Source organism: Bradyrhizobium sp. JYMT SZCCT0180, from assembly GCF_018130165.1.
GTDB lineage: Bacteria > Pseudomonadota > Alphaproteobacteria > Rhizobiales > Xanthobacteraceae > Bradyrhizobium.
The window spans coordinates 115,785-140,369 of sequence record NZ_JAFCLZ010000003.1; the positions used below are offsets into that span (position 1 = coordinate 115,785).

A 24,585-nucleotide genomic window follows, 5' to 3' on the forward strand; every position below is an offset into this window, starting at 1 on the left:
TGTGCCCCGGACGCAGCGCAGCGCGTTAGCGGTGCGCTGCTGAGCCGGGGTCCATTCCCAATCACAGCAAGTTTGGGGTCCCGGCTCTGCGGAGCCATAGCGTGTCGAAGACGCGCGTAAACGCGCTAACGTCACGCTGCACCGCGTCCGGGACACGAGACCTGGCCCACGCTCCGCAATTCGCTTATTGCGGCGGCGCCTGATAGGCCGCCTGCGTCTTTGGCAGCACGGGCACGCTACGTGAAGCGGGAGCAGATGGCGCCGGCGCCGCGGCGGCCACCGGCTTCGGCGGCTGCGGGTTGAAGATCGACGTCACCACGCGCTCGCGCAGCAATTCGCTCTGTTCGGGAAACCACATGCCAGATGGACCTGCGCTGTTGGCGCGTTCGGCGAAGGCGGCGCTGAGGCCGAACTTCTCAAGGCGCGCCTGCTCGCGGGCAATCGAGATGCGCTGTTCGTTCGCGGTCATGCCGCGGAAATAAGGCTGGTGGAAGCCGAGCCGTGCGTTCGCGTGCAGATGGCGCTGCTTGCCGCCGAGGAACATGATGGTGCAGGCGGAAGCGCATTGATGGGTGACGTAGGTCGACAGGCCTCGCGCCTTGATCAGGTCGGAGATCTTCTGCGCCTCCGCGACGCGCCCGCCGTTCGAGTTCAGCCGCACGGTGCGCACATTGTCCATCGCCTTCAGAATGGTCTCGAACTCCTTCGCCGTGCCGAACGAGATACCTCCGGAGAAATCCAGCATGGTGCCGTTGTTCAGCACCTTGAACTGGTGTGACGCGAGGCGCGCGTCGCCGGCCGCGATCTCGTAGATGCCGAGGCCCTGCGGGATCGCGACGTAGTAGACACTGTAAACGAGGTGGAGAGCGCCGAGCGCCATGGTCGCCTTGGCGGCGGTGCCCCAGAAGCGCTTTCCTGCGCGCCGGTAGGCGGTCGCCGAGCGCCAGACGCCGATCGCGCCCCAGGTCGTGAACAGGATGATCGCGATCCAGGTCAGGCCGTGGGAGATCAGCCAGCGCACCGGCTGTTCGCCAACGCTTGGGTTGATCGCAGCGCCCAGAACGCTGGACGCAAGTCCGAAGCTCGTGCCCAGCACCACATAATTGATCCAGTAGGAGCGCGGCAGCGAGAGTTCGCCGCGCCAGTGCCGCGCGATGATGTTCAGCGCCGGGCGCTTGGGCAGCGGCGGCGGCAACCGGGCCGGCACGACGAAGGTGAGCGGCGGCGGCATGCTGGCAACGACCTGTTCGGCGCCGTGGTTCGCGACGAAGTTTTCGCCGGGCTCGGCCGCCAGTGTCGCGTGCAACGCGTGGCTCATCTGAGCGATCCCTGTCGTTGTCGGAGGCGGAGCGTTCCCGCCCGCCGTGAAAACAGGGATAAGTGAGGTCGCGGGGAGGGGCTGTGACGGACGTCACAATACGGAACAGGCCTTCAGCCGCACGCCGCGACGATCGCGAGTGCGTCGGCGTCGCCAAGCCTTTTCGAGTTCAAGCCTTTTCGCATTACGGCGTATGCGATTTCTTGCGGATGGGAGCGTCGCTGTCCTCGTGCAGTATCCGCTCGGCGGCGCCGTCGAGATCGTCATACTGGCCGCTCTTCAGCGACCACATGAAGGCGGCGAGTGCGGTGACGCCGAGGCCGAGCGCGATCGGTATCAGGTAAAAATAGTCCGTCATTCGGCTGCCCCGAGAACGGGCCTGACGGGAAACTGTTTGCTCGCGGTGCCGCCTCGCACCGCGCCTTGCCGGCCTTTGAGGCGAAGTGCATTGGCAACCACGGCAACGGATGATGCCGACATTGCAATCGCGGCAAGCAGTGGCGTAACGTGGCCCATGATCGCGACGGGCACCGCGACAACATTATAAGCCACGGCGAAAGCAAGATTCTGCTGTATCAGGCGGCCGGCGCTACGGGCGACGGAGATCACCAGCGGCACCGCCGACAGGCTTTCGCGCAGGAACACCAAATCGGCGGCATTACGGCCGACGTCCGCCGCTGAAGCCGGCGCCATTGACGCATGCGCAGCCGCCAATGCCGGCGCATCATTCAGGCCATCACCGACCATCAGGACTTTTCGGCCAGACGCTTGGAGACCAGCGATGTGATCGGCTTTCCCGCCGGGCAATACGGCTGCGACGTATGGCAGGCCAAGTTCCGCGGCGATCGATCCCACTGCGCTCTCGCGGTCACCGGAAACGATCTCGACCCGAAGGCCGTTGTCCTTGAGTTCGGCGACCGCTTCTGCCGTATCCGCCCGCAGACGGTCCTCGAAACGAAAATCCGCCAGGCGGATGCCGTTCCTTGCAAGCACGACCGATTCATCGCCGGATATCCGCTCTGCCTTGGTGCTGTCAGCAAGCGCCCATTCCGGTCGGCCGAGCCGGTGGGCGTCCGTCCCCGCGCGAGCCTCAAGCCCGTATCCGGGATGCTCGGCGATTTCGTCGAACCTGACCGGAGATGCGGGATGACCGGCGGCGGCATCGACCAGCGCCCGCGAATATGGATGGCGGGAATGACAGGCCAGTCCCGCGGCGACAGCGACCAACCCCTGGTCCGTTTCACCGGATCGGACCAAACGCGGAGCGCCCGACGTCAGCGTGCCGGTCTTGTCGAACACGATCGTATCGACTTCAGCGAGACGCTCGAGCGCGCCGCCGTCTTTCACCATGATCCCGCTCTCGAACAGGCGCCGGGCCGCCACCACCTGCACCATCGGCACCGCAAGACCCAGCGCGCAAGGACAGGTAATGATGAGAACCGCGATAGCGATGGTCACCGCCCGATGCGCATCGCCGGTGGCGGCGAGCCAGCCGGCGAATGTCAGGAGCGCTGTGAGATGGACCACCGGGGCGTAAAGACTGGCGGCGCGGTCGGAGATACGCCGGTAGCTCGATCGGCCCTGTTCAGCCGCTTCCATCATTCGCAGCATCTCGCCGAGAAAGGAATTCTCCGCCGTGGCTGTTGCGACGATCGTCAGGGGGCCGGTCAGGTTCAGGGTGCCAGCCCGAAGCTGTGAGCCGACTGTGGCCGGCAACGGTGTATGCTCGCCGGACACGAGCGAGACGTCGAGTTCTGAAGCCCCTCTGATCACGGTAGCGTCCACCGGCACGCGTTCTCCGGCCACGAGCATGAGGGTCGTCCCAACCCGGATATCGCTCACCGGAAGATAGGCCTGGGTACCATCGGCCTGCACCAAGAGCGCGCCACGCGCGGAGAGGCGCGCCAATCCCTTGACCGCCAGCCGGGCGCGTTCACGCATCACATGGTCGAGCGTGCGTCCGATCAGCAGAAAGAACAGCAACGAAATCGCGGCGTCGAAATAGGCGTGCGGGCCGTGATGCACTGTCTCGTAAAGGCTCAAGCCGAAGGCCAGCAGCACGCCCAGCGAGATCGGCACGTCCATGTTGGTGCGTCCGTGGCTCAGGGCTCGCCAGGCCGAACGAAAAAATGGCCGGCCGGAATAGGCCAGCGCGGGCAGGGCGATGATCGCCGACAACCAATGAAACAGGTCACGGGTGGCGGCGTCGGCGCCCGACCAGATCGACACCGACAGCAGCATGATATTGCTCGCCGCGAAGCCCGCGACGGCGAGGGCGCGTATCAGTTCCGAAAGCGCACCGTCCTCCTTGTCCGATTCAATGTCGAACAAATGCGCCTCGAACCCGGCCCGCTTCAGCGTTTCGACAAACGGCGGTGGGATAGCGTCGGCGCGCCAACGGACCGTTACGCGTTTGCTGGAAAGGTTGACGCGCGCGCTCTCCACGCCGGAAAGCCCGCCGAGCGCCGTCTCGACCGTTCGAATGCAAGCACCACAGTGAATTGCGGGCACCGAGAGGTCGGTCTGGCGCACGCCGTCGGCCACGATGCGGCTGGCAAGCAGCACTTCCTCGCCTGTTGCGCGCGCATCCGGCGGCAGTGCCGTGAATTCCGCTCCCGAGCCGCAACAACCCATCGGAAATTGCTCCAGACGCCGCGCGTTAAAGCCGCATCGTTCGATACGCGTGCCAGCTTCCGTGTCCCAGCACCGGGAAAACGACGATCATTCCCAGAAGCCCGGTGGCGATGCCGAAAACGATCAACGCCAGCATGATCGCCGCCCAGGTCAGCATGACCGCAAGATTGTTCCACACCAGCGCCATGCTGGTGCCCATCGCGGTCAGTGCATCGGTACGCTCGGCCAGCAGCATCGGAATGGAAAACGCGCTGATGGCGAATGCAAAGGCTGCAAACAGGCCGCCGACCGCGCTGCCGACCACCAGCATGGCCCAGCCGATCTGGGTCGTGAACAGCATCGGGACGATGTGGTCGATGCCGGGAAAGGGACGCAGGCCGAAAAACAGCGCGTAGAGGATGACCGCGGCGCGCATCCACAACAGCGTCAACATGAAAAGCAGGACGCCGGCAAATAGAATCTGGCCGCCCGATTCCGGCTTGACGAAGATCATCTGCCAGAGGCTGACGGGCCTGCCTTCCTCGATGCGCCGGCTCTTTTCGTAAAGTCCGATTCCAATGACCGGCCCAGCCACCATGAAGCCCGCAAACGCCGGAAGCAGGATATAGTCGAGGCGCAGGGCAAACAGGCCGACGGTGGTGACGACCGACACCAGAAATACAAGTACCCCGTAACTGATGCTGGTGACCGGATTAATCCTGAAATCGCGCCAGCCGGCCGAGAGCCAGTCCCAGGCGGCCGCGGGGGCGACGTTTCGCTTCCACGTATGCTCTCGCGGCAGTGGCGGAACAACATCCGGGATCGAAATCATCGTTGGCCTCCCTGCATTCTCATCGCGGCGTGCATGACGACCTTGCTGCGCTGAATTTTCCGTCCCCGGTTCCGCCTTCACCCTGGCGCACATGCGCAACGCATTCCGGTTGCGATATGATCGCCATATAGACCAGGTGCGAATTGGCGATCAGCACCAGCAGCAGCCCGGCACAGACCGCAGTCCAAACGACCACCCTTGTCCTGAATGTCCCTGTCGCGGCGCCGGCGTTGCTCATCGTTGCTCCCGTCGAAGATCGAACAGGTAAAGCGCGAGAATCTTGCGGTCGAGCGGAGACAATCTTCCTTCCCAGCTTGGCATCTGCCCTTGCCGGCCGCCCCACACCGTCGTGGTGATCGATTCCGCATCGCCGCCGTAGATCCAAAATCGATCGGTCAGGTCGGGTCCACCGAGATCAGTCTTGCCCTTGGCGTCGTCACCGTGGCAGGCGACGCAATTGGCGGCGAAGACGGCTTTGCCGGCTTCCATCTTTGCCGCCGGCACGTCCTTTGCGACGGCCGGATCGGAGAGGCTGCGCACATAGTTCACGACGTTTTCAACCTCGTCCTTCTTGAGCATCTGATCGCGCCCGAACGCCATCATTTGCGACGTCCTGGTCTGCGGATGCGTCGAATTGATACCGACGCGGATCGTTTCGGCGATGCTTTCGGGATCGCCGCCCCACAGCCATGACGCCGTCGTCAGGTTCGGAAACCCGTGACCGCCCCGGGCATTCGATCCGTGGCACGCCGCGCAATTGTCCCCGAACAGCGTTCGGCCGGTCTGCCGCACTCGTTCCATCAGGCGCGGATCGGCCTGGATGTCCTTGAAGCTTTCAGCCTCGATGCGGCTGGTCCAGACGCCCCGTTCGACAGCGGCTTGCTTCACGCTTTCGGTGACGATGTTGCGCTGGTCGATGCCGAGCAGACCCTTGGTGTAGGTCACCCCGAGCGGCCACGCCGGCATCAGGATCCAGTAGCCGACGGAGAACAAGGCCGTCACGATCAGGAAGAAAAAGACCGCGCGTGGCACCGGCGTGTTCAATTCCTTGATGCCGTTCCATTCATGACCGGTGGTCATGTGGCCGGTGTATGGATCGCGTTCTTCTACCGCCATGGCTGATCCCTGTGCGGCTTGTCCTCATGGCCGAGAATTGATTGCGCGGCTTCGTCAAACCGCTTCTTGTTCGACGGCCAGAACGCATAGACCAGCACGCCGATCGAGAGCGCGATCAGATAAAACAGGCCGAATGACTTCGAGAACCAGACCGCAAAATCATTGTCCATGATCAACCTCCCGCCGCGGCGACCGGCTTATGCGCAGCATCGGTTAGCTTGCCGAGAATCTGCAGATAGGCGACCAGGGCATCGAGTTCGGTAAGATTGCCCGGTTTGCCGTCGAAGGCCCTTACATTCGTCGCCGCTCCATATCGCTTGGTGACCCCTTCGGCGAAAGGCGTATCGGGCGCGGCCTGACCGTAGGCATCCGACCTCGCGTTTGCGATCATGTCGTCGGTATAGGGCACCCCGACCCGACGCAGCGCCACCATATGCCGGCCGAGGTCTTCGCTCCGCAGCTCGGTTCGCCCGAGCCAGGAATAATGCGGCATCACCGACTCCGGCACCACGTCGCGGGGATTGTTGAGGTGCCGGACGTGCCACTCGTCCGAATATTTGTTGCCCATGCGCGCAAGATCGGGACCGGTTCGCTTCGATCCCCAGAGCATCGGATGGTCATATTTGGATTCGACGGCGAGCGAATACGGGCCGTAGCGCTCGACCTCGTCGCGCAAGGTGCGGATCATCTGCGAATGGCAGGCGTAACAGCCTTCGCGGATGTAGATGTTGCGGCCGGCGATTTCGAGCGGGGTGTAAACCCGCATATTCGGCGCATCTTCGACGGTCTGATGGATCGTGAACAGCGGGATGATCTCGACCGCGCCGCCGATGCTGGCCACTCCGATGATGGCGAGCAGAAAGCCGATCGTCTTGCGTTCAAGGCGGTAATGGAGGTTGAACATGCGCTCACTCCGCCGGTTGAGGCGCGGTACCGCCTGCAAGCGCGGGCACGGGACGGTCGCCCAGCCGTTGGTCGGCCGGCTGGTCGGCCGTGCGTATCGTCATCCAGATGTTGTAGCAGGCGACCAGCGCCCCGATCAGGAATAGCAGCCCGCCGATGGCGCGAGCGATGTAATAGGGGCGCATCGCGACCATGGACTCTACGAACGAATAGGCAAGCGTTCCGCTTTCATTGTAGGTCCGCCACATCAGGCCCTGGATGATGCCGGAATTCCACATCGCAAAAACGTAAATGACCGTTCCGGCAAGCGCGAGCCAGAAATGCACTTCGACCAGCCTGCCGGAATACATCCGCTCGCGCTTCCAAAGCCACGGCACCGAGGCATAGATCGCGCCGAATGTAATCATCGCGACCCAGCCGAGCGCCCCGGCATGGACGTGGCCGACGGTCCAGTCCGTGTAATGCGACAGCGAGTTCACCGCACGGATGGCCATGAACGAGCCTTCAAAGGTGACCAGGCCGTAAAACACCGCCGCGACCATCATGAAGCGCAGGACCGCATCGTCGCGAACCTTGTGCCAGGCGCCGTTCAGGGTGAGCAGGGCGTTGCCGGCCGAGGCCCATGACGGGACCAGCAGCATGATCGAGAACGTCATGCCGAGCGTCTGCACCCATTGTGGCAATGCCGTGTAGTGCAGGTGGTGCGAGCCCGCCCACATGTACATGAAGGTGATGCCCCAGAAGCTGATGATGGACAGCCGATAGGAGAAGATCGGGCGGCCGGCACGGACAGGCAGATAATAATACATCATGCCGAGGAAGCCGGCGGTCAGGAAAAACGCGACGGCGTTGTGACCGTACCACCACTGCGTCATCGCATCCTGCACGCCGGAGAATGCCGAGTAGCTCTTGGCATGGCCGAGCGATACCGGCATCGCCAGATTGTTGACGATGTGCAGGATCGCCACGACCAGAATGAAGGCCATGTAATACCAGTTCGAAACGTAGATATGGGGCTCCTTGCGGCGAACCAGCGTGCGCAGGTAGATGATGAAATAGGTCACCCACACGACCACCAGCCAGATGTCCGCATACCATTCCGGTTCGGCATATTCCTTCGACTGCGTGACGCCCATCAGATAGCCGGTCGCGGCGATGACGCAGAACAGATTGTATCCCAGCAGCACGAACCACGGGCTCAACTGGTCGGGTAGGCGCGCGCGCGTGGTTCGCTGCAGGACGTAGAACGAAGTTGCGATCAGCGCATTACCGCCGAAGCCGAAGATCACACCCGAGGTGTGCACGGGACGGAGGCGCCCGAAGCTCGACCATGCAGCGTCGAACGTCAGGTCCGGATAGGCGAGCTGCCACGCGATCCAGTCGCCGACGAAAAGTCCGGCTACGACCCAAACCATCGCGAGGATAATGCCCAACCGACTGGGATCGTCGAAGTAGCGGTCCAGACGATCGTCGGAAGGTTCAGGCTCGTAGTATCCGGAGATGACCCAGAATGTCCCGGCTATGGCGGCCAGCAGCACGATGGCGCCGTGAACCCCAAGGGGGTCCCCCGTTCCCGCTACCGCCATCGCAAGTCCGCATATGGACAGTGCCAGCAGGATGAAAAGTGCAAGTTGCCGCTCGTATCGTGTCAACTGTGCGATCATGGCCAGGCACTCAGCAATTCTAGGCAGCCAGCGAAGGATATCCTTCATTGGCCGCGGACTCAAAATCTGTCGGCCTGGGTGCCCCCAAACCCCCAGACTGAGACTAAACCGGGAATCGTGCAGTCGATACTGTCCGAAAGGACAGGCTCCACGGCCAGAAAGTCCAGGCTTCAGCCGCGCGCAGCGATGATCGCCAGCGCGTCGGCGCCGTCGACCGGCCCGTCGGACGGCAACTTCAAAAAGTCCGCGGGCTCGCCTGCGATCGCCTTGTCGAGCATCGTGCGGTAGCGGCGCCTGGATATTTCGACCGCGCCAAAGCTCTTCAAATGCTCCGTGACGTATTGCGTGTCGAGCAGCTCAAACCCTCCCGCGATCAGCCGCGCCACCAGATGGACCAGCGCCACCTTCGAGGCGTCTCTGGCGGTGTGGAACATGCTCTCGCCGAAGAAGGCGCGGCCCAGGCTGACGCCATATAGGCCGCCGACCAGGTCGTCGTTCTGCCAGACCTCGACGCTGTGGCAGTGCCCGATCTGGTAGAGCCCGCCATAGAGATCGCGGATCCGCTTGTTGATCCAGGTGTCGTCGCGCCCGACCTGCGGCGCCGCGCAGCCCGCAATGACCGCCTTGAAGGCGGTGTCGACGGTGACGGTGAAGGCGTCGGAGCGCACCGTGCGGGCAAGCCGCGAGGCGATGCGAAAGCCGTCGAGCGGGATCACTCCGCGCATTTCCGGCTCGACCCAGAACAGGGTGGGATCATCGGCGCTTTCGGCCATCGGGAAGATGCCGCAGGCATAGGCGCGCAGCAGCACCTCGGGCGTGATTTCGGAAACGGCGGACTCGCGCGATGTCATGGCGGGAGAATAGCAGGGAGCCGGTGGCCTGTGCTATGCCTTGAAAAAACCGGCGGAGCGGCCTGGATACCGGGAAAAAAGAAGTACGCCGCCGGGGGACTGGAGGAAAGAAAATGAACCGACGCCGCTTTCTGCAACGCTCGATTGCAACCGCTGCAGCCGCCGCATGGCCCACCGCCTCACGCGCGCAGCAGTACCCATCAAAAATCATCCGTTTTCTTGTCGGATTCCCTCCGGGCGGCTCAGCCGATTTGACGATGCGCCAATTTGCACATCGCCTTGATGCAGTACTAGGCGCCAAGCATTTGATCGAGAACGTTCCTGGCGCATCTTCGACGCTCGCGGCCGTACAGGCCCTGCGCGCCGAACCGGATGGACATACGCTTTTTCTCGGCGCGAACGTCTCCCAGGTGATCGCGCCGACGATGCTGAAGCTATCGTATGATCCACTGACGGCGCTTGCGCCGATTTCCCAGGTTACAACGAATTCGAGTCTGGTGGCCGTATCAACTGCGTATGGCGTGAAGAATTGGGCAGAATTCCTCGCGAAAGCAAAAGGCGAGCGTGATGGTGTGTTCTACGGCACTTCCAATGTCGGCTTCCAGATACCGGCCGTCCAGATCTCCAAAATCGCCGGGATCAAGCTTGTCAACATTCCCTTCAAGGGCGGCGCTGAAACCGTTACCGCCGTTCTGGGTGGCAACATTCCGATGATCATCGGAACGCCGCCTACGATCCTGCCGCACGTTAACTCGGGTGCACTTGTGGCGCTGTGCGCAACGAGCGCGGAGCGCTCCTCCGTCATGCCGGATATTCCGGCAGCCAACGAACTTGGCCTCAAGGGATTGGATTCGGTTGGATGGTTTGGCCTCTTCGCACCCGCGAAAACCCCTGTGGCCGTCGTGACAAAGCTGCACGCGGCGATCCAAACGGTGATAGGGGACAAGTCGCTGCAACAGGCACTCGGCAAGGAGGGTTTGGAGCTCCGAGGCTCCGCAAGTCCGGAGGGCTTTGCGAGTTTCCAGAAGAAGGAATTCGAAGAGAACGCAGCGATTATACGCGAGGCCGGACTTGCGCCGAGCTAAAGCGTTTTCGAGCGAAGTGGATACCCGGATCGCATAGCAATCAAGTTTACGCAGATTGCGTAGACTTATCTGCGGTAGAAAACACGTCAAAATAAGAGTCTAGGCGCGCCGGGACGCGCTTTTGGCAGGTCGCGGTTCAAACGCCGCAAACGGAAGATTATCCAGCCGCGGCTTCATTCGGCCGCGGCGCCGGCTTGTTGACGCGGGCAAAGCGCAGCACGATCTTTGTGCCGGCATGGTCGGGATCGCGCGCGACGTCGGCTTCGAGCTTTGATGCCATGGCCGAGACGATGCGCTGTCCCATGCCGGTAGAGCGTGGGTCGGCCTTGACGTTGAGGCCGACGCCGTCGTCGGTGATCGACAGCAGGAGTTCGTCGCCGAGCGGCTTGAGCTCGACGTGGATCGGGCCGGCGCCGTCGGGGTAGGCGTATTTGACGGCGTTCATGATCAGTTCGTTGACGATGATGCCGATCGCCACCGCACGATCGGGGTCGATCTCGATTGGCTCGGCCTTCAGCGTCAGCCGCGACATCCGATTGCCCTCGGCCGAGCGCCGAAGATCCTCCAGCAGCGCCTCGAGATACTGGTTCAGGAGCACGCTCTTCAGATCGTGCGAGGTGTAGAGCCGGCGATGGACCTGGGCGACCGCGGCGACGCGCCCCATCGCATTGGTGAGCGCCGCCTTGACGTCGTCCTGGGTCGTGGAATTGGCCTGCAGGTGCAGCAGCGAGGCGATGATCTGCAGCGAGTTGCCGACGCGGTGGTTCACCTCGCGCAGCAGTACCTCGCGCTCGGCGGCCAGCGCCGCGTAGCGGTCGCGCGAGGCGTGGACCTCAGCCTCGGCCTCATCGCGGGCTCTTTGAATCTCCGCCTGCCGCAGCGCGCCGTTAACGGCGACCTGGAGCAGGGGAATGAACTCGCCTTGCACGTCCTTGACGAGATAGTCCGCCGCGCCCGCCTTCAGCGCGGTGACGGCAATCGCCGAATCCTGCGAGGCCGTGACGAATACCACCGGCGGCGCACCCGGGATCGCCAGGATCCGCTCCAGCGTTTCGAGGCCGTCGAGACCCGGCATGTACTGGTCGAGCGCAATGGCGTCGATGCCGCCTTGCGCCAGGCGGTCGAGGCCCTGCTGGCCATCGGCGGCATGCACCACCTTGAAGCCGAGCCGCGTCAGGCCGCGATCGACCAGCCGCGCCAATGCGGCGTCATCATCGATGTACAGCAGTGTCGGCGTGGCTGTTGTCATGTGGCGGCTGGCGGTACCTGGATGACGGAAAAGAACAGGCCGAGCTGGCGAATGGCGTTGGCGAAGCTTTCGTAATTCACCGGCTTGGTGATGTACACGTTGCAACCGAGATCGTAGCAACGCTTTATTTCATGGGAATCGTCGGTCGTGGTCAGCACCACGACCGGGGTCGCCTTGAGATATTTGTTGTCCTTGACCTGCTTCAGGATATCGATGCCCGACGCGTCGGGCAGGTTGAGATCGAGCAGGATCAATAGCGCGTTGCCCTTGTGAACAAGGCCCGTTCCATCCTTGCCGAACAGGTACTTCAGCGCAGCTGTACCACTGGTGAACGGGATGATCTCGTTGTTGACGCCGGAACGGCGGATGTTCCGCTCGATCAGGCGGGCATGGCCCTCATCGTCCTCGATCATGATGATAGTGACTGGGTTACTCATGACTGTGTGTTCCGGTTACGAATGGTCCAATTGATCGGCAGTGTAATCGTGAATGTGCTGCCGTTGTGAAGTTCCGAGGCGACCGACAGGGTTCCGCCGAGCCGCCGCACCAGCGCGCGGACGTGCGCAAGGCCGATGCCTTGCCCGGGCTTGTCCTGGGTTCCGGCGCGGCGGAACAGCTCGAAAATGCGCTGATGGTCCTTGGGATCAATACCGCGCCCATTGTCGATGATCTCGAAAATTGCAAAGCCGAGTTTGGTGCGGCCGTGCACCTGGATGTCGCCGGGAACGCCGGTCTTGAGGTATTTCAGTGCATTTTCGATCAGATTGGAGAAAATCTGCTCCAGCGCCAGACGGTCGCTGACGATGTTCGGCAGCGGTTCGATCCGGATCTGGGCCTCGGCTTCAGCGGCCTGATGCGCCACCGTCGCGACAATGCCCTCGATCAGCTCGCGGGTTTCGATCCGCACCGGTTCGAATTCGCGCCGGCCTTCGCGGGTGAGGTTGAGGATGGCCGAGATCAGCCGATCCATCTTGGCGATCGAGGATTTGATGAAGCCCAGCGCCTCGGTGAAGTCTTCCGATAACTGCTTGTCGGGTCCTTCGAGGACGGGCTCGGCGCTATCGGTGGCGTTATCAGCTGTCGCCGGCGTGGCCGATTGCGCGCGCGCCAGGATCGCGATCCGCTTGAAGATATCGCCGCGCAGTTCCTCGAGTTCGCTGGTAAAGCCCATGATGTTCACCAGCGGCGAGCGCAGATCGTGGCTGACGATATAGGCGAAGCGCTGGATCTCATCATTGGCTTCGCGCAGATCGGCGGTGCGCTCGTCGATCGTGCTCTCGAGGTTGATATTGTTGTCGCGCAATTGGGTTTCGGCATCGTCGCGGGCGCGCGAGGAGCGGCGCACCAGGAAGATCGAGATGCCGGCGAGCGCGATTACGAGGCCGGAACCGGCCACCGTCACCGCCGAAGCCAGTTGCTGGGTGCGATCCGCGGTCGCAGTGCGCAGAGCGAACAGCCGGTCCTCCTCGGCGCGCATCCCGTTGCTGAGCTCGCCGATCTTCTGGACGGAGTCGCTGGCGCCGGCCTCACGCAGCATCGCGATGCCGCCGGCGAGATCGTTGCGTTTGACGAATGCGATGGCCCTGGCGAATTCGGCAAGCCGGGCTTCGACCGGTGGCCGCAGCTGCCGGGCGTTCTCGGCCTGGACCGGATTGTCCGAAGTCAGCCGGGTCAGCTTGTCGATATCGGGGAGGATGGTCCCGATGGCGGATTCATGCTCGGTCAGGAAGCGCGGCTCTGAGGTCAGGAGATAGCCGCGTGCCGAGCTTTCGGCGCGGCGGATCTGCAATAGCAAGGTCGAAAGCTGGTTCTCGACCTCGACCGTATGCACGACCTTGCCGCTGTCCTTGCGGGCCTCATGAACGAGAATGACCGATAAGGCGCTGATCGCCACCAGCACCGAAAACCCCGCCGCAAGCAGCAGGATTTGCCCCAAAGCGCGGCGGCGCTGGGCTTTAGTGTTCACAATGATCTCGCGTCATGAACAAACGAAACAAACCGCCCCTGCCAAACCGGCCCCCAATACCATTCAACGCTCGGGGGAACGATTGGTTCCACGGGCAGCAGGGTCGGTTCAGGGCATGGCTAGGAAGTTTTGGTCTTCGCCGCCTGGCCGGCGAGATATTGCTCGAGCCAATGGATATGGTAGTCGCCGTCGATGATGCCGGGCTCGCGGACCAGGGCACGGAACAGCGGCAGGGTGGTCTCGATACCTTCGACCACCATCTCGTCCAGCGCGCGGCGCAGCCGCATCAGGCATTCGCCGCGGGTCTTGCCGTGAACGATCAGCTTGCCGACCAGCGAGTCGTAATAGGGCGGGATGACGTAACCCTGATAGACGGCGGAATCGATCCGGACGCCGAGGCCGCCGGGTGGATGGAATTGCGTGATCTTGCCCGGCGAGGGACGAAACGTCTGCGGGTTTTCCGCATTGATGCGGCACTCGATGGCGTGGCCGATGATGGTGATCTCGTCCTGCGTCGCCGGCAGGTCGCCGCCGGCGGCGATGCGGATCTGTTCCAGCACGAGATCGATATCGGTGATGCTTTCGGTAACGGGATGCTCGACCTGGATCCGGGTGTTCATTTCGATGAAATAGAACTCGCCGTCCTCGTAGAGAAACTCGATGGTGCCGACACCGAGATATTTCATGTCCTGCATCGCCTTGGCGCAGGTGGCGCCGATCTTGGCGCGCGCGGCGGCGGAGAGAACCGGTGAGGGGCCTTCTTCCCAGACCTTCTGGTGGCGGCGCTGCAGCGAACAGTCGCGTTCGCCGAGATGGATGGCGCCGCCGCGGCCGTCGCCCAGCACCTGGATTTCGATGTGGCGCGGCTTGGTCAGGTATTTCTCGAGATAGACCGAAGCGTCGCCGAACGCGGATTTGGCCTCGTTGGAGGCGGTCGAGAGCGCCATCAACAGCTCATCAGCGGTGTGCGCGACTTTCATGCCGCGTCCGCCGCCGCCGGCAGCGGCCTTGACCAGCACCGGAAAGCCGATCGCCTCGCCGATCGCCATCGCGTCGTCTTCGGGGCCGACCGCGCCGTCGGAGCCGGGCACCACGGGAATGCCGAGTTTCCTGGCGGTCTTCTTGGCTTCGATCTTGTCGCCCATCAGGCGGATGTGCTCGGCCTTCGGGCCGATGAAATGCAGATTGTGTTCGGCGAGGATCTCGGCGAAGCGGGCGTTCTCGGACAGGAAGCCGTAGCCGGGATGCACGGCATCGGCGCCGGTGATCTCGCAGGCCGCGAGCAGCGAGGGGATGTTGAGATAGCTGTCCTTCGACGGCGGCGGCCCGATGCAGACGCTTTCGTCGGCAAGCCGCACATGCATCGCGTCGGCGTCGGCGGTGGAATGCACGGCGACCGTGGAGATGCCGAGCTCCTTGCACGCGCGCAGCACGCGCAGCGCGATCTCACCGCGATTGGCTATCAGGATCTTGTCGAACATCGCAGCGCCTGACGTTGACGGATTCTATTCAATGATCACCAACGGCTCGCCGAATTCGACCGGCTGGCCGTCCTCGACGAGAATCTGCGTCACGGTGCCCGCGCGCGGCGATGGAATCTGGTTCATCGTCTTCATGGCTTCGATGATCAGCAGGGTTTGTCCCACCGACACCTTGGTGCCGACCTCGATGAACGGCTTGGCGCCGGGTTCGGGCGCCGAATAGGCGGTGCCGACCATCGGCGAGGGGACGGCGCCGGGATGTTTGGCGAGATCGGCGATCGCCGCCGGGGTCACGTTGGCGGCCGCTGCCGCGTGCGCCGACGGGGCCTGCTGGTAATTGCCCGGCATCGAAGCTGTGACGGTGATGTTGCGCGCCACGCGCACCCGCAGGCCGGCGCGCTCGATCTCGATTTCGGTGAGGCTGGTTTCATCCAGCAGCAACGCCAGTTCGCGGATCAGCGCACTGTCGTCGCTCTTGAAATTTGCGGCTGATTTGTTGTCAGGCTTGCTCGCCATATGCGGGGTCCGGAATTCTCTGGGTGATGACGGCTGAGGCGCCAGGCTTTTGATATCAGGCTTTCGCCTTGACGCCGATTTTGGCGGCAAGGCCGTTGATTGCGAGCCGGTAGCCGTCGATGCCGAACCCGCACAGCGATGCGAAGGCTGCTTTGGCCGTGAACGAATGGTGCCGGAAACTCTCGCGGGCGTGGATATTGCTGACGTGCACTTCAACGGTCGGGATCTTCACCCCAACCAGCGCGTCATGCAGCGCGATCGAGGTGTGGGAATAGCCGCCGGCATTGATGATGATGCCGACCATTTTCTTGGCGCGGGCCTCATGGATGAAATCGATCAGCTCGCCCTCGCGGTTGGACTGCCGGCAATCGGCCGCGAGGCCGAATTGCGTGGCCGTCTCCGCGCACAATTTCTCGACATCGGCAAGGGTGGCGTGGCCATAGGTCTCGGGCTCCCGCGTCCCCAACAAATTGAGGTTCGGGCCGTTGAGCACAAGGATCGTCGGGGTTGAGGCTTGTTCAGCTAAGGCCTGGGCCATCCGGATTCCAGCAAAGGGGGGCGGGTAGGTCGCGGGGTTATAGGTAACAACGCGGCCAAGGGGAAGCCTTCAGGCATCCCAAGAATGGCACAAATGCCTCATCCAGTTCGAAAAAAGACTTGCGGAACCTACTGATTCTGCACGTTAACCACTTGGTTAGCCAGGTTGCAGACAGCAGCCCGCCTCTCAGGGTTTTGGTGTTGATGGAGCGGGTGCCGGCGCGGGTTGCTTGGGGGGTGCGGGTGCGGCTTTCGGCGCGGCGGCTGGACCGCCGTTCTTGGCGGCTGCGGCCGGGGAGGCGGAGGGTTGCGGCTCCGGCGGCGGTACGGGCGCGGAAGAACCGAGATTGACCGAAATGCCGAACAGCCGCCACTGACCGCTCACCGGCGCGTAGGTCAGCTCGAAATTGACCTGCGTCGGCACCGAGGGAAAGAAACCTGCCATCCGCATCATGCCGTTGGCTTCGATCTGCGGCAGCAGACTAAGCTGCGGATCGATCACGGCCACTCCAGACAAGTCGACATTGTCGCGCCGCTGAGCCGCGAAAATCTCGGCAAGGCGCGCTGCGGTGTTGACCTGAAATGCCGGCGCGCCCAAATCCCGCAGCACGGTGTAATTGCCGGTCTTGTTGGCCTGGTCGAGCGCAAGCAGCGCCGAGCGGACCAGGATGATGACGCCGTTGCGGTCGATCTGCGCCTGCTTGGGTGCGGGCGCAGGCGCTTGTGCATTGGCGACCGAACCCGCGGTCGCGAACGCCATTGCGATAACAAGACCTAGTCTGGTGTAGCGCGAAACGGCCGGCACTCCCCGTCTACCAGGCGTAAGTCACGCCCGCGCGCCCCGCGACGCCGCCTTGCTGGAAGCCGGCGGCAACGCCGCCATTGATCACGACGTTCTGGCTGATGCGGGCCATGCCGGTGAGGGCCATGGCGTTCTCGCCGCGGAAGGTGCCCCAATTGCTCGAGATCGCGAACTTCTTGTTGTCAGGCAGCGTTCCGCCACCCATGGCGACCGCGATCGCGGTGCCCTCGAAAGCCTGCCGGATCTGCCCTTGCAGCGCGGTGACGCTGGACTGCAATCCCGAGACGTCCTGCTGGCTTGCGAACGCGGCGGTTGCCAGATTGCCGTTGCCGTCCGTCGTCACCACGCGGACCGGGCCGGTCTGCGCGGCCAGGCTGGCGGCGGAGTTGAGGCCAGCCATCGTGTAGGTGTTGGTCGCCGTGCCGAAGCTTTGCTGGTTGGCCCGGGTCGTGCTCGCTCCGCTGCCGATGGCGGTGGAGTTCGCGAAGTTTGCGGACGAGCCGTTGCCAAGTGCGGTCGCGGAGATTCCCGTCGCCGAGGCTGACGTGCCCATTGCGATCGAATCCGTTCCCGAAGCCACCGCGTTGCTGCCGATGGCGGCCGAACGCAGGCCCGAGGCGGTGTTGTTGGTACCGATCGCTACTGCGTTGGCGCCAGCCGTGCTGTTGAAATTGCCCAGCGCGGTGCTGAACGCACCGTTCGCGGTGTTGCCGTCGCCGATGGCCGTCGCGCCGGTGCCGGACGCGGCGATCTGGTTGCCGGTGCCGATCGCAGTGCTGAAGCTGCCTGCGGCAATCGTCTGCCGCGAGCCGGCGCCGCCGCTGCCGATGGCGGTCGAAGAGGCGCCGGTGGCGCGGGCGCTGTTGCCAAGGGAGGTGGCGTTCGCCGCGGTCGATCTGGCGCCTGCGCCGACGGCGGTGCTCGCCGCGCCATTAGCCTGGGTTCCTCCGGCAAGCGGGTCGTCGCCGCCGAGCGCGACCGCACCGCCGCCGTTTGCCGACACGTCGTTGCCGACCGCCGTCGCGCCGGCGCCGTTCGCAGTGGCGAAGCTTCCCAGCGCCGTCGCCGCCTCAGTAGCAGCGCCGGTGGCCGTACTGAAAAAACCGACGGCTGTATCGCCATCGTTGCTGCCGCCCACGCCTGCCGTTGCCGAACGACCATATGCCGAAGCACCGGAGCCTGCGGCAGTGGCACCGGCGCCGACAGCCGTGCTGTCCGCACCTGTCGCAGTGGCTTGGCAGGCGGGGTCGCTCAGCAAAAGCGTGTTCGCGACGTTGCCGGAGTTACAGCCGGCGAAGGCGGGGCTGGCGCCCAAAAGCGTTGCGGCTACCGCGCATCCACCGAGCAATGACACGAAACGAAGTGAAGATGCGACCGGTGCAATTGAACTGAGCTTCATCAAATCGGCCCCCAGGCTTCAAAATCGGAAATGCGGCTCCTGACAGGGCCGATCGAAATCAATCGAGAACGCAACCACAGTGCGAAGCCTTACAGGAAAGAAGCCTTCCAGGAAATTGGATTGAGCGTGCAAGCGGCCTTGGGCCGGATGTCGCTGCCGACCCGCTCTCGCAAGTAGAGATCAAAACCGCTCCGTTACGAATGTGCTGGTTAAATTGATTCGGGAGAAGCCAAAACACGGAGCGGCTAGATTCTCGACCTTCGGCCTAACATTGGTGCGAGGTTTTTTCTCTCCGGCACAAATGTGAGTTGTAAATTGCAACTTGCGTGAGCCGCAGGGGCCCGGCCTGGGAGGTCGCATAAAAAAAGCCCCTGCCAGTGATTCGGCAGGGGCTCATTGCAAGTCAGCTGCTGAAAGTCAGCTGCGGTTGTTGGGACCGTTAGCCTTCGATGATGTAGACGATCTCATGCGTCTGCGGGCGCACGATGACGTAGCGGCCGCCCACCAGGATCACCTGATAGCCACGCCACTCCGGATAGATCTCGACGATCCGGGGCGGAAGCGGGTGGAAATGGACCGAACTCGGAACCCGCGTGCCAACTGAGATATTGAAGTTGACGTTGGTGGTTTCCTTGATGCTCGTCTCCGACTTGATGGCGGTCGTGATCTGGGAGCGCTTTTCAGCCGGAGGTGCTGCGGTCGCCGAAGTCGCGGCGTTGCCCGTGGTCTGCGCCTTGGTGTCGGCCGCGCCCTTGGTCTGGGCGGTGCCGGTCTTGCTGTCGGCCGCGCCCTTGCTGTCGGTTGCGCTCTTGTCCATGCCGCTCTTGCTGTCGCGGCCCTCGGCCTTCATGTCCTTGCCGCCCTTGGTTTCGGTCTCCGAGCTCATGCTCTTCGACTTCTCACCCGCCGGCGATTTGGTGTCCTGAGCGCTCTTGCCGGACGGCATCTTCTCGTTGGATTCCGCGCCCTTTGCGCCCTTCATGTCGGAAGCGCCGCCAGGATCGCGCTGCATCGTGCCAGCTCCGCCCGGTGACGGCGCGGTCTGCTGGGTAGCGGCGCCACCGGCACCGGATCCGCCTTCGCGGCTCATGCCGGTGCCTTGCGCATGCGCAAACCCGGTGCCGGCGATCAGCGCCGCCACTGCGGCCGAAATCAAAAAGCGATTGGTCATACGTTTCTCCTCACGTGGATGCATTGCCCGCACCGACAACGAAAGGAGATGTGCGATGTTCCTGCCCAATCGCGGTTCCATCAGATTAGTTTGATGAATGCGGGGTGAATTTGAAACTCAACTTGGCAAGACGCGTTTTCTTGACCCGTACCGGTTGCCCACCCCGCATCAAGTGCGGGGCAGACTTTCGCTCGAAAACGCTGTCAACCGCAGGCCCAGTCGAACTCCATCGTTTCGAGATCGAGCTGCGCGTTGCCGCCGCCGAAGTTGAAGCCACCGAAATGCTCTTCGATTTCGAGATAGGTCGCGCTGTATTTCGGCGTCCATTGGCAGGGAAACATCGTGCCGCCGAGATGATTGCGCCCCGACAGCCGTTCCAGTTCGAACCGCTCGGCGTCCTTGCTGTAAGGCGCGATGTAATCGCCGAGTTCATCCTTGTGCAACAGCTTGTCGCGCGGCGCGCGGCCGACATTTGGATCGCCGTCGCGCACAGCGACCGCAATGCCGTAGGCGTGGCGGCCGATCTCGGGCACGCGCCCGAACAGCCGGTACCAGTACTTGTTGACGATTTCATCGACGTTGTCATAGCGGCCGATCTGAAGATCGAATACGGCGCGCGCCGAACCGCTCTCAAGCCAGGGCGGCGGTGGATTCGCTTGCAGCAGCGCGTTGCCGGCGAGGCGAGGGGGCTGACACAGCGGTCCTGCGAACTCGGCTTCGGTCAGCCAGATCGCTGCGAAATTGTGGTCGATGACGTCCTTCATCCGGAATTCCATCCGGTGCCGGTTCTGCTTGTAGAGCCAGAACGGCAACAGATCGGGATCGGCCGGACGATCCGATTCCTCTGACGTGAGATATTCGGCCACGGCTTCGACTTCGCGCGGCTCGTCATGCTGTTGATCGGCGAACATCGTGAGCGCGACATACTCCGCGCCTTTGGTGCGATACTGCTTGGGCAGCTTCAGCGTGAAACAGGGCTGCATTGGAAAGCCGTCATACGGGCTGAGCGGCCATTGGCTCTCGGTGATTCCGGGCGGCAGGCCGTAGCACCAGCCGTGATCGGTTTCGGTCCCGCGCGCGGGCGCGGTCTTGAGGAGTTCGAGGTCGTAAGCGGTGGTTGGCGGCGCCAGGCTCATGCGGGGGTCCTGTTGGTTCGAGCCCTCTTAGTGGCCGGCAGCGTCGCCGCGGTTCAGTCGCAGCAAGCGCGCGGGCAAAAAAAATCCGGCTGCGATGCAGCCGGATTTGGTCCGTCGAATGTTGCCCGGTGTCTGGCTTCAGCAGGTCGCCTTGCCGCAGCGGGCGATGCCGATCTTTTCCTTGAGGGTCTCGACGCCGACCGCGCCGATCACGACCTGCTTGCCGATCACATAGCTCGGGGTGCCGTTCATGCCCATGGCTTCGGCGAGCTTCATGTTCTCCTCGAGCGTGGCGCGAATTTCGGGGCTTGCCAGGTCCTTTTCGAGCCTCGCCATGTCGAGGCCGGCTTCCTTGGCGACCGCCATGGCACGGGTCTTGTCGGCGGCACCGCGGCCGGTCAGCAGCTTCTGGTGGAAGTCGAGATATTTCTTTCCGGTTGGATCCTGCATCCGCACCGCGACGCCGACCTGGGCGGCTTCGACTGAACCCGTGCTCAGCACCGGGAATTCCTTGAGCACGACCTTCAGCTTGGGATCGCCCTTCATCAATTCCATCATGTCGAGCATCGCGCGCTTGCAGTAGCCACAATTGTAATCGAAGAACTCGACGAAGGTGACGTCGCCGTCCTTGTTGCCGAGCGTCACGTTGCGCGGCGAGTTGAAGATCGCATTGGCATTCTTGGCGATGCCGGCCTGATGCTTCTCGGCTTCGGCGGCGGACTGCCGCCTGGTCAGTTCGGCCATCGCCTCTTCCAGCACCTCGGGATGGGCGATCAGGTACTCCCGGACGATGCTCTCGATGTCTTTGCGCTGGACATCGGAGAAGCTCTGCGCGGAAGCCGGCAGCGACGCGCCGCACAGGGCGATCGCGAACAGGGCGGAAGCAAGGTAACGGAGCAAAGGCATCGGTAAATCCTTGGGTGGCGAGTTCCGGGCCGTTCACATGAAGGCCGGCACTTGGAATAGCTGTTCAGGTTCGGTTGTAGTGCAACTCAGTTTATTTCCGGTAGCGGCGCTAGTTGCTTCTTTGGCCGGGAAGCGGTTTGGCGCTCACAATATCGTCAGCTTTGACCCATCCCGGGGTCCCGATCGCGAACCGTGTCTTGGCCCGCGAGGCGAGGTCGCGCGCGGTCTTGTTGTCACCGCGCAGGTAGGCGGCCTGGGCCGATGCCAGATCGGCCTGCGCGTAGTCGCCCTTACGGCCATAGGCCATTGCGAGCTGCATGTAGCCGATCGGGGCTTCGGTCTCGCGCGCCAGCGCCGCGCGCAGGATGGCGATCGCCTCCTCGGTGTAGGCCTTGTTGTCGGACGCCACCAGCGCCTGCCCAAGCAACATCTCGATGAGCGGGGCGTTGTTGGAAAGCTGCACGGCCTTGCGCAGCGGCGCGATGGCCTCGGCCGGCTTGCCGCCCTCCAGCAAAGCCTGGCCGCGGAGTTCGTAGAAATAGGCGTTGGCGGGTTGCAGCTGGATCAGGCCGTCGATCTGGGCCAGCGCGCTGCGCAGGTCGCCGTGCAGATAGGTGGTGATGGCGCGCGCATAACGCGCGGGCATGCCGGTGTTGGACAGCGGATAGCGCCGGAAGACGGTGTCCTGCCGCTCCATGAAGCCGGAGATCTTGGCGCGTACCATGTCGTGGCGCATTTGCAGGGCCGGGTCGTCCTTCTTGTCCCAATAGGGGCTGGAACGCGCGAGCTCTTCCAGGGCGCGGACGCGCTCAGCCGGCATCGGGTGCGACTGCACGTAGGGGTCGGCGCCGCGCGCCGCGAACAGGCTCTCGTCGGAGAAGCGCTTGAAGGTCTCGTACATGCCGCGCGCCGACTGGCCGGTGGCATTGAGGAATTTCACCCCGGCCTTGTCGGCGTTTTCCTCCTGCTGCCGCACATAGGAAAGCAGGGTGCGCTTGATCACCTCGGCGGGTGCCGACATCGCCGCCGCACCTGCATTGGCCAGGCCGTTGTTGCCGCCACCGCGCGTACCCGCCACCATGGCGCCGACGCCGAGCAGCATGGCGATGATCATCTGGGTCTGCGCTTCCGCCAGCCGCTCGCGAAGCTTCGAGAGGTGACCGCCGGCCAGATGGCCGGTCTCGTGCGCCAGCACGCCGATGATCTGGTTCGGCGTCTCCGATTGCATCATCGCGCCGTAGTTGACGAAGATGCGGCGGCCGTCGGCAACGAAAGCGTTGAAGACGCCTTCGTTGATGATCACCATCTGGATGTTCTGCTTCTCCATGCCGGCGGCGCGCAGGATCGGCCTTGTGTAGTCGCGCAGCAATTGCTCCGACTCGGTATCGCGCAGCACCGGGGGGCCCTTGTTCTGGGCCGCTGCGAGCGTCGGCGTCATGACAAGCGCGGCCGCCGTGGCGAGGGCGGTCAGTTTCAGCGTCGTTTTGCGGTGCGCGAGGCGGAACAACATGAAGCAATCTATTGGGCGTTGGCGGCGGAACTGGCGGTCAATCGGCGGTCGGGTCGGGCAGCCCTGATTAAATCAGAACCGAACGCCAGTCTCTTGTTTTGACGCTTTTTTCTTCCCGCGGACCGGTATCCACTTGGCTTGAAAGCGCTATAAGGAGCCACCGAATACGGCCAGTCTGGGGCGGTAAACGGGTGCCGGAACTCGAAATCGGCGCGAACCGATCAAATTGCAGATAGTGATGCTCGAATCGACTCTTAGAGACGCTGCGAAAACCCTGCTAACGGCTTCCAGCCGGAGCGATGTTCCACCTTTCATGGTGATGGACGTGATGGCGGCGGCGGCCCGCATCGAGGCGGCCGGCGGCCACGTCATTCATATGGAGGTCGGCCAACCGGCGGCGTCAGCTCCGAAGACGGCGCTGGCGGCGGCGCGTCTCGCGCTCGACGACGGCCGGATCGATTATACCTCCGCGCTCGGCATTCCCTCGCTGCGCGCGCGCATCGCCCGGCACTACCGCGATACTTACGGCTGCAGCGTTGATCCCGAGCGGATCGTGGTCACCACGGGCTCGTCGGGCGGCTTCATCCTGGCGTTCCTTGCGATGTTCGAACCGGGCGACCGCGTGGCGGTGACCGTGCCCGGCTATCCGCCGTACCGGCACATCCTCACCGCGCTCGGCTGCGAGCCGGTGCTGATCGAGACCACGAGCGAGACGCGCCACGCGCTGACCGGCGAAGCGTTGCTGGCCGCGCATCGCAAGACGCCACTCAAGGGCGTGCTGGTGGGCAGTCCGGCCAATCCGACGGGAACCATGATGTCGCGCGAGGCGCTCACCAGCCTGATGGCGGCGGCGCAGAGCGCCGGCATTCGCTTCATATCGGATGAGATCTATCACGGCCTCGATTACGCGTTTCCGGCGGTGTCCGCCGCCGAGTTGTCGCCGCACGCGCTGGTGATCAATTCGTTCTCGAAATATTTCTGCATGACCGGCTGGCGCGTCGGCTGGATGGTGGTGCCGGAGCCGCTGGTGCGGCCGATCGAGCGGTTGCAGCAGAACCTGTCGATCTCGGTGCCGACGCTGTCGCAGATCGCAGCCGAGGCCGCGTTCGAGGGGGCGGCCGAAATGGAAGCGATCAAGCGCGGTTATCAGGAGAACCGCCGCATCCTGATCGATGGATTGCCGAAGGCCGGCCTGACCAATTTCCTGCCGGCCGACGGCGCGTTCTATCTCTATGCCGACGTCTCGCAATTCACGTCCGACAGCTTTGAGTTCGCCAGCCGGATGCTGGAGAAGGCGCACGTCGCGGCCACGCCGGGCGTCGATTTCGACCCGATCCACGGACGCGCCTTCGTGCGCTTCTCCTATGCGCGCTCTTCCGACGAGATGCGCGAAGCCGTGAGCCGCATCGCGAAGTGGCTCGGGTAGAGCGCATCAGCCACCATCACTCATCCTATCTGCCATCTAAATCGGGGAACCATCTTGTCCGACACATCTCAGCCTGTCGCTGCACCGCATTTTCCGCTCGCCGC

The 24,585-nt window shown here is 63.3% G+C and carries 24 protein-coding genes; 2 read left to right on the forward strand and 22 right to left on the reverse strand.

Annotation, left to right across the window (positions count from 1 at the left end):
• Nucleotides 1-184 precede the first annotated feature (184 nt).
• From JQ641_RS05525 to aat, 10 genes are all read right to left on the reverse strand, one after another.
• Nucleotides 185-1,318: a COG3904 family protein gene (locus tag JQ641_RS05525; RefSeq protein ID WP_211994875.1), complete on the reverse strand. Its 1,134-nt coding sequence runs from the start codon at nt 1,316-1,318 to the stop codon at nt 185-187.
• A gap of 184 nt (nt 1,319-1,502) precedes the next feature.
• Nucleotides 1,503-1,676: a cbb3-type cytochrome oxidase assembly protein CcoS gene (gene ccoS, locus JQ641_RS05530; protein WP_211994878.1), complete on the reverse strand. Its 174-nt coding sequence runs from the start codon at nt 1,674-1,676 to the stop codon at nt 1,503-1,505.
• Nucleotides 1,673-3,952, reverse strand: coding sequence for a heavy metal translocating P-type ATPase (locus JQ641_RS05535; RefSeq protein ID WP_211994880.1), 2,280 nt, complete (start codon nt 3,950-3,952; stop codon nt 1,673-1,675). The genes ccoS and JQ641_RS05535 overlap by 4 nt, the downstream gene beginning before the upstream one ends.
• A 25-nt stretch (nt 3,953-3,977) precedes the next feature.
• Nucleotides 3,978-4,763, reverse strand: coding sequence for a DUF2189 domain-containing protein (locus JQ641_RS05540; RefSeq protein ID WP_211994883.1), 786 nt, complete (start codon nt 4,761-4,763; stop codon nt 3,978-3,980).
• A gap of 19 nt (nt 4,764-4,782) precedes the next feature.
• Nucleotides 4,783-5,001 (reverse strand): hypothetical protein, encoded by a 219-nt coding sequence (locus JQ641_RS05545; RefSeq protein WP_211995276.1) that lies wholly within the window; start codon nt 4,999-5,001, stop codon nt 4,783-4,785.
• Complete coding sequence (gene ccoP, locus JQ641_RS05550) at nt 4,998-5,879, reverse strand: cytochrome-c oxidase, cbb3-type subunit III (protein WP_211994886.1); 882 nt, start codon at nt 5,877-5,879, stop codon at nt 4,998-5,000. Before ccoP ends, JQ641_RS05545 begins: the two co-directional genes overlap by 4 nt.
• Nucleotides 5,870-6,049 (reverse strand): cbb3-type cytochrome c oxidase subunit 3, encoded by a 180-nt coding sequence (locus JQ641_RS05555; RefSeq protein ID WP_211994888.1) that lies wholly within the window; start codon nt 6,047-6,049, stop codon nt 5,870-5,872. Before JQ641_RS05555 ends, ccoP begins: the two co-directional genes overlap by 10 nt.
• A 2-nt stretch (nt 6,050-6,051) precedes the next feature.
• A complete protein-coding gene (gene ccoO / locus JQ641_RS05560; RefSeq protein ID WP_192739816.1) occupies nt 6,052-6,783 on the reverse strand; it encodes a cytochrome-c oxidase, cbb3-type subunit II in 732 nt (243 codons plus the stop codon).
• 4 nt (nt 6,784-6,787) lie between these two features.
• Nucleotides 6,788-8,446 carry a cytochrome-c oxidase, cbb3-type subunit I gene (gene ccoN, locus JQ641_RS05565; RefSeq protein ID WP_211994890.1) on the reverse strand — a complete coding sequence of 553 codons (1,659 nt, stop codon included), beginning with the start codon at nt 8,444-8,446 and terminating at the stop codon, nt 6,788-6,790.
• A 170-nt stretch (nt 8,447-8,616) separates the two neighbouring features.
• Nucleotides 8,617-9,297 (reverse strand): leucyl/phenylalanyl-tRNA--protein transferase, encoded by a 681-nt coding sequence (gene aat / locus JQ641_RS05570; RefSeq protein WP_211994892.1) that lies wholly within the window; start codon nt 9,295-9,297, stop codon nt 8,617-8,619.
• A gap of 113 nt (nt 9,298-9,410) precedes the next feature.
• On the opposite strand from aat, the gene JQ641_RS05575 reads away from it, so the two are divergent.
• Nucleotides 9,411-10,382 carry a Bug family tripartite tricarboxylate transporter substrate binding protein gene (locus JQ641_RS05575; RefSeq protein WP_211994893.1) on the forward strand — a complete coding sequence of 324 codons (972 nt, stop codon included), beginning with the start codon at nt 9,411-9,413 and terminating at the stop codon, nt 10,380-10,382.
• Between the two features lie 157 nt (nt 10,383-10,539).
• On the opposite strand, the gene JQ641_RS05580 is transcribed toward JQ641_RS05575, so the two are convergent.
• The 12 genes from JQ641_RS05580 to JQ641_RS05635 form a co-directional block, all read right to left on the reverse strand.
• On the reverse strand, nt 10,540-11,631 hold the full coding sequence (locus tag JQ641_RS05580; protein WP_192739820.1) for a sensor histidine kinase: 1,092 nt from the start codon (nt 11,629-11,631) through the stop codon (nt 10,540-10,542).
• Nucleotides 11,628-12,068, reverse strand: a complete 441-nt coding sequence (locus JQ641_RS05585; protein WP_192739821.1) for a response regulator — start codon at nt 12,066-12,068, stop codon at nt 11,628-11,630. Before JQ641_RS05585 ends, JQ641_RS05580 begins: the two co-directional genes overlap by 4 nt.
• Entirely contained in the window at nt 12,065-13,597 is a 1,533-nt protein-coding gene (locus JQ641_RS05590; protein ID WP_211994894.1) for a sensor histidine kinase, read from the reverse strand. The genes JQ641_RS05585 and JQ641_RS05590 overlap by 4 nt, the downstream gene beginning before the upstream one ends.
• Before the next feature lie 119 nt (nt 13,598-13,716).
• Nucleotides 13,717-15,078 carry an acetyl-CoA carboxylase biotin carboxylase subunit gene (accC, locus tag JQ641_RS05595; RefSeq protein WP_211994896.1) on the reverse strand — a complete coding sequence of 454 codons (1,362 nt, stop codon included), beginning with the start codon at nt 15,076-15,078 and terminating at the stop codon, nt 13,717-13,719.
• 24 nt (nt 15,079-15,102) lie between these two features.
• A complete protein-coding gene (gene accB / locus JQ641_RS05600) occupies nt 15,103-15,594 on the reverse strand; it encodes an acetyl-CoA carboxylase biotin carboxyl carrier protein (RefSeq protein WP_211994899.1) in 492 nt (163 codons plus the stop codon).
• 55 nt (nt 15,595-15,649) lie between these two features.
• Entirely contained in the window at nt 15,650-16,132 is a 483-nt protein-coding gene (gene aroQ, locus JQ641_RS05605) for a type II 3-dehydroquinate dehydratase (RefSeq protein ID WP_211994902.1), read from the reverse strand.
• 186 nt (nt 16,133-16,318) lie between these two features.
• Nucleotides 16,319-16,891 (reverse strand): hypothetical protein, encoded by a 573-nt coding sequence (locus tag JQ641_RS05610; RefSeq protein WP_249150238.1) that lies wholly within the window; start codon nt 16,889-16,891, stop codon nt 16,319-16,321.
• 52 nt (nt 16,892-16,943) lie between these two features.
• Complete coding sequence (locus JQ641_RS05615) at nt 16,944-18,332, reverse strand: YadA-like family protein (protein ID WP_211994903.1); 1,389 nt, start codon at nt 18,330-18,332, stop codon at nt 16,944-16,946.
• A 439-nt stretch (nt 18,333-18,771) separates the two neighbouring features.
• Nucleotides 18,772-19,503 carry a DUF1236 domain-containing protein gene (locus tag JQ641_RS05620; protein WP_211994906.1) on the reverse strand — a complete coding sequence of 244 codons (732 nt, stop codon included), beginning with the start codon at nt 19,501-19,503 and terminating at the stop codon, nt 18,772-18,774.
• Nucleotides 19,504-19,706: 203 nt separating this feature from the next.
• On the reverse strand, nt 19,707-20,639 hold the full coding sequence (locus JQ641_RS05625; protein WP_211994908.1) for a hypothetical protein: 933 nt from the start codon (nt 20,637-20,639) through the stop codon (nt 19,707-19,709).
• Between the two features lie 138 nt (nt 20,640-20,777).
• Nucleotides 20,778-21,545, reverse strand: a complete 768-nt coding sequence (locus JQ641_RS05630) for a DsbA family protein (protein ID WP_211994911.1) — start codon at nt 21,543-21,545, stop codon at nt 20,778-20,780.
• A 109-nt stretch (nt 21,546-21,654) separates the two neighbouring features.
• A complete protein-coding gene (locus JQ641_RS05635) occupies nt 21,655-23,055 on the reverse strand; it encodes a M48 family metalloprotease (protein ID WP_211994913.1) in 1,401 nt (466 codons plus the stop codon).
• 238 nt (nt 23,056-23,293) lie between these two features.
• Here JQ641_RS05635 and JQ641_RS05640 point away from each other — a divergent pair, with 238 nt between their 5' ends.
• On the forward strand, nt 23,294-24,481 hold the full coding sequence (locus tag JQ641_RS05640; RefSeq protein WP_211994914.1) for a pyridoxal phosphate-dependent aminotransferase: 1,188 nt from the start codon (nt 23,294-23,296) through the stop codon (nt 24,479-24,481).
• Nucleotides 24,482-24,585 lie beyond the last annotated feature (104 nt).